At 56.8% G+C, this 11157-nt stretch carries 12 protein-coding genes; 5 read left to right on the forward strand and 7 right to left on the reverse strand.

The features are described from left to right. Positions 1 to 62: 62 nt before the first annotated feature. Complete coding sequence (menA, locus tag IB144_RS25570; RefSeq protein WP_009309732.1) at positions 63 to 983, forward strand: 1,4-dihydroxy-2-naphthoate polyprenyltransferase; 921 nt, start codon at positions 63 to 65, stop codon at positions 981 to 983. Between the two features lie 92 nt (positions 984 to 1075). After that, positions 1076 to 1561 carry a ribonuclease E activity regulator RraA gene (gene rraA, locus IB144_RS25575; protein ID WP_002882913.1) on the forward strand — a complete coding sequence of 162 codons (486 nt, stop codon included), beginning with the start codon at positions 1076 to 1078 and terminating at the stop codon, positions 1559 to 1561. A gap of 61 nt (positions 1562 to 1622) precedes the next feature. Here rraA and pfkA read toward each other — a convergent pair whose 3' ends face one another. The 3 genes from pfkA to cpxP all read right to left on the reverse strand — a co-directional run bounded on the left by pfkA (position 1623) and on the right by cpxP (position 4346). Further along, positions 1623 to 2585 (reverse strand): 6-phosphofructokinase, encoded by a 963-nt coding sequence (gene pfkA, locus IB144_RS25580; RefSeq protein WP_002882911.1) that lies wholly within the window; start codon positions 2583 to 2585, stop codon positions 1623 to 1625. Between the two features lie 196 nt (positions 2586 to 2781). Continuing rightward, on the reverse strand, positions 2782 to 3684 hold the full coding sequence (fieF, locus tag IB144_RS25585; RefSeq protein ID WP_002882907.1) for a CDF family cation-efflux transporter FieF: 903 nt from the start codon (positions 3682 to 3684) through the stop codon (positions 2782 to 2784). A 158-nt stretch (positions 3685 to 3842) separates the two neighbouring features. Then, entirely contained in the window at positions 3843 to 4346 is a 504-nt protein-coding gene (cpxP, locus tag IB144_RS25590; protein WP_002882903.1) for a cell-envelope stress modulator CpxP, read from the reverse strand. 149 nt (positions 4347 to 4495) lie between these two features. On the opposite strand from cpxP, the gene cpxR reads away from it, so the two are divergent. Further along, positions 4496 to 5194: an envelope stress response regulator transcription factor CpxR gene (gene cpxR, locus IB144_RS25595; RefSeq protein WP_002882901.1), complete on the forward strand. Its 699-nt coding sequence runs from the start codon at positions 4496 to 4498 to the stop codon at positions 5192 to 5194. Then, the gene (gene cpxA, locus IB144_RS25600; protein ID WP_002882898.1) at positions 5191 to 6564 is read left to right on the forward strand and encodes an envelope stress sensor histidine kinase CpxA; all 1374 of its coding nucleotides are present in this window, start codon (positions 5191 to 5193) and stop codon (positions 6562 to 6564) included. The genes cpxR and cpxA overlap by 4 nt, the downstream gene beginning before the upstream one ends. 66 nt (positions 6565 to 6630) lie before the next feature. On the opposite strand, the gene yiiM is transcribed toward cpxA, so the two are convergent. Both yiiM and sodA read right to left on the reverse strand, forming a co-directional pair. Continuing rightward, complete coding sequence (gene yiiM / locus IB144_RS25605; protein WP_040215775.1) at positions 6631 to 7305, reverse strand: 6-hydroxyaminopurine reductase; 675 nt, start codon at positions 7303 to 7305, stop codon at positions 6631 to 6633. Positions 7306 to 7377: 72 nt separating this feature from the next. Continuing rightward, a complete protein-coding gene (sodA, locus tag IB144_RS25610) occupies positions 7378 to 7998 on the reverse strand; it encodes a superoxide dismutase [Mn] (RefSeq protein WP_002882894.1) in 621 nt (206 codons plus the stop codon). 289 nt (positions 7999 to 8287) lie between these two features. Here sodA and rhaT point away from each other — a divergent pair, with 289 nt between their 5' ends. After that, positions 8288 to 9322: an L-rhamnose/proton symporter RhaT gene (rhaT, locus tag IB144_RS25615; RefSeq protein WP_002882892.1), complete on the forward strand. Its 1035-nt coding sequence runs from the start codon at positions 8288 to 8290 to the stop codon at positions 9320 to 9322. A 32-nt stretch (positions 9323 to 9354) separates the two neighbouring features. Here rhaT and rhaR read toward each other — a convergent pair whose 3' ends face one another. Next, positions 9355 to 10200 (reverse strand): HTH-type transcriptional activator RhaR, encoded by an 846-nt coding sequence (gene rhaR, locus IB144_RS25620; RefSeq protein WP_002882891.1) that lies wholly within the window; start codon positions 10198 to 10200, stop codon positions 9355 to 9357. A 73-nt stretch (positions 10201 to 10273) separates the two neighbouring features. Next, a complete protein-coding gene (gene rhaS, locus IB144_RS25625) occupies positions 10274 to 11110 on the reverse strand; it encodes an HTH-type transcriptional activator RhaS (protein WP_004178008.1) in 837 nt (278 codons plus the stop codon). Between the last annotated feature and the right edge of the window lie 47 nt (positions 11111 to 11157).

The raw sequence follows: 11157 nt of genomic DNA on the forward strand, positions 1-11157 counted from the left end.
CAATGCATTTTCATCACTGTTGATGGGGGCTATCGCCCCCATTTTTATTGGCTAAAATAACTATGACTGATATCAGCCGTTCACAGGCGTGGCTGGAAAGCCTGCGTCCTAAAACGTTACCGCTGGCATTTGCCGCGATTATTGTTGGCACCGTCCTTGCCTGGGAGCAGGGCCATTTTGATCCCTGGGTTGCCCTGCTGGCGCTGATCACCGCCGGCTTGCTGCAAATTCTTTCCAACCTCGCCAATGACTACGGCGACGCGGTTAAGGGGAGCGATAAACCGGATCGCATCGGGCCGCTGCGCGGGATGCAGAAAGGGGTGATTACCCCCCAGCAGATGAAGCGCGCTCTGATCGTCACCGTCGTACTCATCTGCCTGTTTGGTCTGGCGCTGCTGTGCGCCGCCTGGCAGAGCGTCGGCGATTTCATCGGCTTCCTCGCCCTGGGAGGCCTGTCTATCGTGGCCGCCATCACCTACACGGTGGGCACCCGTCCGTATGGATATATTGGTCTGGGTGATATCTCAGTACTCGTTTTCTTCGGCTGGCTGAGCGTCCTCGGCAGCTGGTATCTGCAAGCCCATAATGTGGAAGCGGCCATTTTTCTGCCGGCGACAGCCTGCGGTCTGCTGGCGACCGCCGTGCTGAACATCAATAATCTGCGCGATATCGACAGCGACCGGCAGAACGGGAAGAACACCCTCGCCGTGCGCCTGGGCCCGGTCAATGCCCGCCGCTATCATGCCTGCCTGCTGCTCGGCGCCCTGCTGTGTCTGGCGCTATTTAACCTGCTGACGCTGCATTCAGCCTGGGGCTGGCTGTTTATTCTCGCCACGCCGCTGCTGGTGAAACAGGCGCGCTACGTCCTGCGCGAATCCGATCCGCTGGCGATGCGGCCAATGCTCGAAAAGACGGTCAAAGGGGCCTTACTGACCAACCTGCTGTTTGTTATCGGAATTATTGCCAGTAAGCTGATGGCTTAACTGACAAATATCAATTAACAATTGATGATTTTGCCAACAATGCGATTCGCGGGATATACTAAAAACTCTCGCAGCAACTGAACGTTAAGCCTATGAAATACGATACTTCCGAGCTTTGTGACATCTACCAGGAAGATGTCAACGTCGTGGAACCGCTGTTCTCTAACTTTGGAGGACGGTCGTCGTTTGGTGGACAGATCATTACGGTTAAATGTTTCGAGGATAACGGGTTGCTCTACGATCTGCTCGAGCAGAATGGCCGTGGTCATATTCTCCTGATCGACGGCGGCGGCTCAGTACGACGCGCGTTAATTGACGCTGACCTGGCGCGTCTGGCCGTCCAGAATGAATGGGAAGGGTTGGTGGTCTATGGCGCGGTGCGCCAGGTTGACGACCTTGAGGAACTGGACATTGGTATTCAGGCGCTGGCGGCTATCCCGGTCGGCGCGGCTGGCGAAGGCATCGGCGAAAGCGACGTGCGCGTCAATTTCGGCGGGGTGACTTTCTTCTCCGGCGACCATCTGTATGCCGATAACACCGGGATGATCCTGTCGGAAGACCCGCTGGATATCGAATAAACCTTCCGCCATAAAAAAGGCCTTCTCCATGAGAAGGCCTTTTGTTTATCCGGCGCGTAACTTAGTACAGTTTCTTCGCGCAATCCAGCCAGTCGTTCTTGAACGGACGCTTCATGTTCTCGATGGCATCGATGATGTCGTGGTGCACCAGCTTCTCGTTCTGGATGCCGACGCAACGGCCGCCATGGCCCTGCAGCAGCAGCTCAATCGCATAGGCGCCCATGCGGGAAGCCAGGATGCGGTCGTAAGGAACCGGGGAACCGCCGCGCTGAATGTGGCCGAGGACGGTGGCGCGAGTTTCACGGCCAGTCTCTTTCTCGATGTAGCTTGCCAGCTCGTCAACGTCGCACATGTGCTCGGTGATGGCCACGATAGCGTGTTTTTTCCCTTTCGCGATACCGGCTTTGATTTCTGCCACCAGATCGTCACGGGTATATTCCACTTCAGGCACCATGATAAACTCACAGCCGCCGGCAATCGCCGCCGCCAGGGTCAGGTCGCCACAGTAACGGCCCATCACTTCCACCACGGAGATACGCTGGTGCGAAGAGGAGGTGTCGCGCAAACGGTCAATCGCTTCCACCACGGTGCTCAGGGCAGTAAAGAAGCCGATGGTGTAGTCAGTGCCTTTGATATCGTTGTCGATAGTGCCCGGCAGGCCGATGCATGGGAAGCCCATCTCGGTCAGGCGCATCGCCCCCATATAGGAACCGTCACCGCCGATAACCACCAGCGCGTCCAGGCCGCGCTTCTTCATGTTTTCGATAGCCACAGCGCGGATGTGTTCTTCGCGGAATTCCGGGAAGCGAGCGGAGCCCAGGAAGGTGCCGCCGCGGTTGATCATGTCGGAAACGCTGTAACGGTCGAGCTGAACCATACGGTCTTCATACAATCCGAGGTAACCGTCATAGATTCCAAAAACTTCCAGACCTTCCGTTAATGCCGCGCGCACAACGCCACGAATTGCTGCGTTCATGCCCGGCGCATCACCGCCACTTGTCAACACACCGATTTTCTTAATCATGACTACCTCTGAACTTAGGAAGCAAAAAATAATTCTGTTGCCTGAAGCGCTCCCTCACCAGGAGTGCACGACGCTAATGACAATAGTATATCAAACGCCTCAAGCTGAATTGATTCAGGTCAGACCAAACGGCGGTAATTTATACAAAAAATGCCGATCTGCCCCACATTTTTACATCGAGTTTACAGACTATAACCTAACGCTCAAAAAAGCCCTGCTGCGCCGCTGGCACCACAGAGCTGGGATCCTGATGGATAATGACATCGGACCCCGGGAAACGGCGCAGAATCGCCTGCTCCACCTGGTCTGCAATCACGTGGGCTTGCACCAGCGGGAGGTTATCTTCCATTTCCAAATGAATCTGAATAAAGCGGGTCGGCCCTGACTGCCGCGTTCGTAGATCGTGCGCCCCGCGGATGCCGGGCCATGCGGTCACGATGGTGATAATGTCCTGACGCTCCTCGTCAGGCAAGGCGCGGTCGAGTAGTGACTGAACCGCCTCATAGCCCATCCGCAGCGCGCTATATAAAATATAGATGCCAATCCCCAGGGCAAACAACGCGTCGGCGCGATGCCAGCCGTACCAGGAGAGGCCCAGCGCCACCAGAATGGCGCCGTTCATCATAACATCAGACTGATAATGAAGCATATCCGCCCGCACCGCCTGGCTCTGGGTTTTTCGCACCACCCAGCGCTGGAAAGTCACCAGCGCCAGCGTACTAACGAGGGCGATCAATGTGACGACGACTCCGACGCCGGCGGCCTGCAGCGGCTCCGGACGCACCAGGTGCTGAATGCCGGTGAGAAACAGGAACAGCGCCGAGCCGGAGATAAACATGCTTTGCGCCAGCGCCGCCAGCGACTCCGCTTTGCCATGACCAAAGGTATGTTCTTCATCAGCAGGCTGTAGCGAATAGCGAACCACCAGCAGGTTGGTCAGCGAGGCGGCAATGTCCACCAGCGAATCCACCAGCGCAGCCAGAATACTGACAGAACCGGTATACCACCACGCAAAAATTTTGATCAAAAGTAACGCGGAGGCCATAGCCGTCGCGGCGATAGCGGCGCGACTGACCAACCGGCCATAAGATTGATTCATATAGGCTCCTTCTCCTGCAATGCGCTTAGTATAACCCGAACTTGTGACGCTCACGGGATAGGCGAAGGAGTTGATTTACCGTAAAAAGGGCAAAAAAAACCCCCACATCATGTGGGGGAAGACAGGGATGGTGTCTATGGCAAGGAAAACAGGGTTTGTTACTGGGGTTGCAGGGTGTTGCTACTACTCGAAAGCATCATCGCTGAGCCTTTCTGCATCCTTGCAACCTCACGCAACTGATCCATACGCTGCTGGTGCTTAGCATTTAAAACCGCTTGCTGCTCTGGCGTAAGCAGGTGGTACATCTGGTTGCGAACCTTAGCCATCTCGACCTGGCGGGCAACCTGTTCCTGCGCCATCTTTTCTGCCTGAGCGCGCACAGCGTTTTCATCAAAATTTTCTGCGGTGACAAGGCGATGCATTGTCTCCATTTCGCTAACATTAACGGGGAGCCTGTCGTGGCGTGCCCGTTGCATAAGATCCCGTAACTGCTGACGTTGCTGCTCGGTTAAACTTATGCCGTCAAACATATGGCTTTGGCTACCGCGCTGTCCCCCGTCGTCTCCGGGGAGCCAGTTAACGCTGGTAACGACTTCAGCGGCCTGGCTATATGCACTTAGCGCCAGCGTTGAGGCCATGACGGCAGCGATAACATTGCGCATCACATACTCCCAAAACGTTTGTGTCGCGATTCAACGAGAGACAGTCTACGATTCAGGCTGCAAACATGCGTCAGGGGGTGTAAAACAACGTAAAGTCATGGATTAGCGGGCCTTGATGACGTAATTTCTGCCTCGGAGGTATTTAAACAATGAATAAAATCCTGTTAGTTGATGATGACCGGGAGCTCACCTCCCTGTTAAAAGAGCTGCTCGATATGGAAGGTTTTAACGTGCTGGTGGCCCATGATGGGGAACAGGCGCTGGCCCTTCTGGACGACAGCGTTGATTTATTGCTGCTCGACGTGATGATGCCGAAGAAAAACGGTATTGATACGCTGAAAGAGCTGCGTCAGACACACCAGACTCCGGTTATCATGCTAACAGCGCGCGGAAGCGAGCTGGATCGCGTTCTCGGCCTCGAGCTGGGCGCGGATGACTATTTGCCTAAGCCATTCAACGATCGCGAGCTGGTGGCCCGTATACGCGCGATTCTGCGCCGTTCCCACTGGAGCGAGCAGCAGCAGACGACCGAAGCCGGCTCACCAACCCTGGAAGTGGATGCCTTAAGCCTCAATCCGGGCCGTCAGGAAGCCAATTTCGATGGCCAGACGCTGGAGCTCACCGGCACCGAGTTCACCCTGCTCTATCTGTTAGCGCAGCATCTCGGTCAGGTAGTCTCCCGTGAGCATTTAAGCCAGGAAGTGTTAGGCAAGCGCCTGACGCCGTTCGACCGCGCCATCGATATGCATATTTCCAACCTGCGGCGTAAGCTGCCGGAGCGCAAAGATGGCCATCCGTGGTTTAAAACGCTGCGTGGCCGCGGGTATCTGATGGTTTCCGCTTCATGATTGGAAGTTTGACTGCACGCATCTTCGCCATCTTCTGGCTCACGCTGGCGCTGGTGTTGATGCTGGTGCTGATGTTGCCCAAACTGGATTCCCGGCAGATGACCGAGCTGCTGGAAAGCGAGCAGCGTCAGGGCATCATGATCGAGCAGCACGTCGAGGCCGAGCTGGCCAACGATCCGCCAAACGACCTGATGTGGTGGCGTCGTTTGTTTCGCGCCATCGATAAATGGGCGCCTCCGGGACAACGCCTGCTGCTGGTGACCAGCGAAGGCCGCGTGATCGGCGCAGAACGCAACGAAATGCAGATCATTCGTAACTTTATCGGCCAGGCCGATAACGCCGATCATCCGCAGAAAAAACGCTATGGCCGCCTGGAAATGGTGGGCCCGTTTTCCGTCCGGGACGGGGAGGATAACTATCAGCTCTATCTGATTCGTCCCGCCAGCACCTCACAATCCGACTTTATTAACCTGCTGTTTGACCGGCCGCTGCTGCTGCTGATCGTCACGATGCTGGTCAGCGCCCCGCTGCTGCTGTGGCTGGCGTGGAGCCTGGCGAAACCGGCGCGTAAGCTGAAAAATGCCGCCGATGAAGTCGCCCAGGGCAACCTGCGCCAGCATCCGGAGCTGGAAGCCGGGCCGCAGGAGTTTTTAGCCGCTGGCGCCAGTTTTAACCAGATGGTGACTGCCCTGGAGCGGATGATGACCAGCCAGCAGCGGTTGCTGTCCGATATCTCGCACGAGCTGCGCACGCCGCTTACGCGCCTGCAATTAGGTACCGCCCTGCTGCGTCGCCGCAGCGGAGAGAGCAAGGAGCTGGAGCGTATCGAAACTGAAGCGCACCGGCTGGACAGCATGATCAACGACCTGCTGGTGATGTCGCGCAATCAGGCGAAAAACGCCCTGGTCAGCGAGACGGTGAAAGCCAATCAGCTATGGAACGAAGTGTTGGACAATGCGGCGTTTGAAGCTGAGCAGATGGGGAAATCTTTCACCGTTGAGTATCCGCCGGGCCCATGGCCGCTGTACGGTAACCCCAATGCGCTGGAAAGCGCGCTGGAGAATATCGTCCGCAACGCCCTGCGCTACTCGCATACGAAAATTTCCGTCAGCTTCTCGGTGGATAAAGACGGGATTACGGTTAACGTCGATGACGACGGCCCGGGAGTCAGCCCGGAGGATCGCGAACAGATTTTCCGGCCATTCTACCGGACCGACGAGGCGCGCGACCGCGAGTCCGGCGGCACCGGCCTGGGGCTGGCGATTGTCGAAACCGCTATTCAGCAGCACCGCGGCTGGGTGAAGGCCGACGACAGCCCGCTGGGTGGTCTGCGTTTAACAATCTGGCTGCCGCTGTATAAACGAACCTGACGCCGACCCGGCCTGCGCTGTGCGGCGCTGCGCCGGGAGCATCCCGGGAATACTTAATATGGGGGATTATTTCCCCCATAATCTCCGCGAACTATCCTCTATCTTGCCGCTTAAACGCCGTTTCTGCATCGTTCGGCTCCAGCTAACAGACAGGCCCGCTGCCGACAATAAGCGGTGGTACTGATCATCATCAAACGGCATCTGCCAGGCAATCGCCCCGGCCTCATGAACGCTGACATCACTCAGCCGGGAAACCAGCTCGAGCGGCGCATCGCTGGAAACTTGCCCTCCGGCAATCACCCGGTACAGCCAGCCGGTTTTTCCGCTGTTTTGCATCAGCTGCGCCATATCATTGATCACAAAATGAAAGTTGAGCTTGAAGCACGGCGATCGCGGCTGGGTGACCTGGATCAGCGCCTCGCCCCAGCGAAAGATATCGCCGATATAAACGTTTTGCTCGGTAAGCCCGGTGGTGGAGAGGTTTTCGCCGAACGCCGGCGCGCAGAACCGCTCGGCCTGCTGGGGGAAGTCACGGATCCAGTCGGCATAGTGTTCGCGCGGATAATGACACAGCGCGCGGTCCGGCCCGCCGTGGATTTTCTTCTCCGCCTGCTGGTCCCCATCGAGACCGAGATCGCCGAGCTGCAATTCTCCGTCGACCTGGATTTTGTCGATCGCGCTGGGGCGACTGCCCGCGTAGTCCCTGATTTTGCCGACAAAGACATTCACCGGATAATGCATGGCTGCTCTCCTTGCTACAGATATAAAAAAAGCGAGTCATCAGACTCGCTTCTCTTTTAGCGCAATGCAACCTTATTTTTTGGCGGCAAAACGCGCTGCAGCTTCGTCCCAGTTCACTACGTCCCAGAAGGCTTTGATGTAGTCCGGGCGGCGGTTCTGGAATTTCAGGTAGTAAGCGTGTTCCCAGACGTCCAGGCCGATAATCGGGAAGCCGGAAGCGCCGGAAATGGCTTCGCCCATCAGCGGGGAATCCTGGTTGGCGGTGGAGACAACGGCCAGTTTGTCACCTTTCAGGACCAGCCACGCCCAGCCGGAGCCGAAACGGGTAGCAGCGGCTTTTTCGAATTCCGCTTTGAAGTTCTCCACGGAACCGAAATCGCGCTCGATAGCCGCTTTCAGGTCGCCCTGCAGGGTGGTACCGGTTTTCAGGCCTTTCCAGAACAGGCTGTGGTTCGCGTGGCCGCCGGCGTTGTTACGCAGTACGGTTTTTTTGTCAGCCGGCAGCTGATCCAGCTTGGTAATCAGCTCTTCAGCGGACAGGTTAGCGAACTCCGGCAGGCTTTCCAGCGCGGCGTTGGCATTGTTCACGTAGGTCTGGTGGTGTTTAGTGTGATGGATCTCCATCGTCTGCTTGTCGAAGTGCGGTTCCAGAGCATCGTAAGCGTAAGGCAGGGATGGCAGGGTATAGCTCATAATCATCTCCATTATTGTCGAGCGGCTCAAGTGTTAACGCCGCGTAAGCAGTTTGTCCATTATAGTTAATTAAATGGTATTGAAAATGCTTATCAATGCCGTATTTTTCATATGGATATAACCAGAAGAAATACCCGTCGTTTTGTGATGTAGAACAACTAATTAAGCCCATGGTTGCCAGGGTTCGCCATCCTGTGGCAACGTCCTGAAGGCGGCCAAAGCGGCCAATTTTTACACTCATCCCATCGGAAGCCGCCGTCTCCGATAAAAAAAGATGAGGATAAAATCAATGAACCACGCGATTACGATGGGTATTTTTTGGCATTTGATAGGGGCCGCCAGTGCCGCCTGTTTCTATGCCCCGTTCAAGAAAGTAAAACACTGGTCGTGGGAAACCATGTGGTCGGTCGGGGGGATCGTCTCCTGGCTGATTCTGCCCTGGGCCATCAGCGCCACGCTGTTACCCGACTTCTGGGCCTACTACCGCTCTTTTAGCGCCTCCACGCTGCTGCCGGTCTTTCTGTTCGGCGCCATGTGGGGCATTGGTAATATCAACTATGGCCTGACCATGCGCTATCTTGGCATGTCGATGGGGATTGGCATCGCCATTGGTATCACGCTGATTGTCGGCACGCTGATGACGCCGATTATTAACGGTCAGTTTGCAGTGCTGATGCACACCCAGGGCGGTCAAATGACGCTGCTCGGCGTGCTGGTGGCGGTGATTGGCGTCGGCATCGTCACCCGCGCAGGCCAGCTGAAAGAGCGCAAAATGGGCATCAAAGCCGAAGAGTTCAATCTGAAGAAAGGGCTTCTGCTGGCGGTAATGTGCGGTATCTTCTCCGCAGGGATGTCGTTCGCGATGAACGCCGCCAAACCGATGCATGATGCCGCCGCGGCGCTCGGCGTCGACCCGCTGTACGCAGCGCTGCCAAGCTACGTGGTGATTATGGGCGGCGGGGCGCTGGTTAACCTTGGCTTCTGCTTTATTCGTCTGGCGAAAGTGAAGAACCTGTCAGTCAAAGCCGATTTCTCGCTGGCCAAACCGCTTATCATCAGCAACCTTCTGCTCTCCGCCCTCGGCGGTCTGATGTGGTATCTCCAGTTCTTCTTCTATGCCTGGGGCCACGCCAGCATTCCGGCGCAGTATGATTATATGAGCTGGATGCTGCACATGAGTTTCTACGTGCTGTGCGGCGGTGTGGTGGGTCTGGTGCTGAAGGAGTGGAACAATGCCGGCCGCCGTCCGGTGAGCGTCCTGAGCCTCGGCTGCGTGGTGATTATCATCGCCGCCAATATCGTCGGTCTGGGAATGGCCAGTTAATCACCGGATCATCTGCCTGACAACGACGCTCTTCAGGCGGCGGCGCGACTGCGCTGCCGCCATTGCCCCGGCGACATGCCGATTTCCCGGCTAAAAACCACCGAAAAGTAGTTACTGTCCTCAAAGCCGCACTGCATGGCGATATCGCCGATTAAGCGCTCGGTATGCTGCAGCAGATACTGCGCATGGCAGATCCGCAGCTGGCGTAAATAGTGATTGATGGTCATCCCGGTTTGCTGGCGAAACTGCTGGCGAAGCGCCCGCTCGCTGCCGCCCTCCTGCTCGCAGAAACGCTCCAGAACAAAGGGGCGGCTAAGGCTGGCCGCCAGCGCGGCCAGCAGTTTGTCCAGCAGCGCTTCGCGCTGCGTCGCCGCGGGATCATCCGTCGCGTAGCGATGGCGCTGCAACGTCAGCGCCAGCTGGGCAAAAAGCAGTTCGGCCATCGCATTTCCCTGCGCGTCGCGCCGGGCGCACTCATGCTCAAGCTGGCTAATCACCTGGCGCGCCTGCGCCATACCTGTGCTGCCCATGCGCCAGTGGGGCTTCCACGGCGTGCCGAAGAGGCCAGGGATCGCCCCGGCCCAGTCAAAATTGAGCTGCAGCCGCTCCGGGCAATAGATGATGTTCTGCAGAACCAGATCGTTAACGGAAGCATAGGAGTGTTTATCTTCGGCGCGAATGTAGAACAGATCGCCGCGGGTAATGCGCCAGGGGCGATCGTTAAGGACGTGCAGCCCGTTGCCTCGCCACACCAGAACCAGCTCGCAGAACTCATGGGTATGTTCGGCAAAGACATTTTGCGGGTAGCGGTCTGCCACCGCCACTGCCTGTGTGGCGGAAGGGAAAAACTCCTCTTTACGTAAAATCAGACCGGCCACGGCTCACACTCCAAACGCGGATAACGGCGCATTATTCGCGTTTTTAGTCTGCAATACGTTGACTCTTCTCGCGTTACTGAAGAATGGCGTCGCGCCCCTGGCGGATATCGCGCGGCGACCAGTCGAACTCCCGGCGAAAAAGCGTCGAAAAGTGGTTACTGTCGCCGAAGCCGCAGCGATAAGCGATATCAGTCACGCTTTCATCGCTGTGGCGCAGCAGGTGGCGGGCTTTCATCAGGCGCACCCGATTAAGATAGCGCTGTGGCGTCAGACCGGTTTGCTGCTTCAGCTGGCGGTGCAGCGTACGCAGCGACAGCGAAAACTGCGCCGCCACCTCCTCCCAGCAGATCTCCTGCGCAAAATGGTCTTCGAGCCAGGCCAACAGCTGATTCAGCCGCGCATCGTTGTTGGTGGCCTCTTCCGCAAGGCTGCTTTTACGTAACAGCACCAGCAGCTGCATAAACAGGATCTCACGGCTGGCGACGGCATGAGTATCCGTTTCGCTCCCCACGGCCTCGATCTGCGCCACGATATGCCGCACCTGTTGCAGGACGGTTTGATTCACCCGCCAGTGCGAGGGGTAGTTTCCTTCCTGTTCCTGGGGCAGTAGTTGACTGACCCCGGCGAGAAAGCGAAACGCATCCGGCGCGCGATAGAGCACATTGGTCAGACACAGATTATCCGTGTGCTCGTAAAGATGGCGGTCGTGATCGCGGATAAAACAGACCGAACCGCCGCCAATGGTGTAGGGCTGGCCATTGAAGACGTGAATACCCGATCCCTGCTCCACGATAACTATTTCATGGAAATCATGGTGATGTTCCGGAAAGGCCGACTGAGGGAGGCGGGGTTCAATAGCCACCGTCGAGATCCCGGCCTTAAAGAAATCCGTACTGTGCAATATGGTCATGATGCCACCCTCGTAATGAGAAAAATTATCAGTCACCGGCTGATAGT

The sequence above is a fragment of the Klebsiella sp. K4 genome (assembly GCF_014596785.2).
GTDB lineage: Bacteria > Pseudomonadota > Gammaproteobacteria > Enterobacterales > Enterobacteriaceae > Klebsiella > Klebsiella pneumoniae.

Excerpts from the sequence above, each read along its gene's own strand:
- rraA (WP_002882913.1), top strand. The coding sequence starts at position 1,076 with ATGAAATACGATACTTCCGAGCTTTGTGACATCTACCAGGAAGATGTC.
- cpxP (WP_002882903.1), bottom strand. The coding sequence starts at position 4,346 with ATGCGCAATGTTATCGCTGCCGTCATGGCCTCAACGCTGGCGCTAAGT.
- cpxR (WP_002882901.1), top strand. The coding sequence starts at position 4,496 with ATGAATAAAATCCTGTTAGTTGATGATGACCGGGAGCTCACCTCCCTG.
- yiiM (WP_040215775.1), bottom strand. The coding sequence starts at position 7,305 with ATGCATTATCCGGTGAATGTCTTTGTCGGCAAAATCAGGGACTACGCG.
- pfkA (WP_002882911.1), bottom strand. The coding sequence starts at position 2,585 with ATGATTAAGAAAATCGGTGTGTTGACAAGTGGCGGTGATGCGCCGGGC.
- rhaS (WP_004178008.1), bottom strand. The coding sequence starts at position 11,110 with ATGACCATATTGCACAGTACGGATTTCTTTAAGGCCGGGATCTCGACG.
- rhaT (WP_002882892.1), top strand. The coding sequence starts at position 8,288 with ATGAACCACGCGATTACGATGGGTATTTTTTGGCATTTGATAGGGGCC.
- sodA (WP_002882894.1), bottom strand. The coding sequence starts at position 7,998 with ATGAGCTATACCCTGCCATCCCTGCCTTACGCTTACGATGCTCTGGAA.
- menA (WP_009309732.1), top strand. The coding sequence starts at position 63 with ATGACTGATATCAGCCGTTCACAGGCGTGGCTGGAAAGCCTGCGTCCT.
- fieF (WP_002882907.1), bottom strand. The coding sequence starts at position 3,684 with ATGAATCAATCTTATGGCCGGTTGGTCAGTCGCGCCGCTATCGCCGCG.
- cpxA (WP_002882898.1), top strand. The coding sequence starts at position 5,191 with ATGATTGGAAGTTTGACTGCACGCATCTTCGCCATCTTCTGGCTCACG.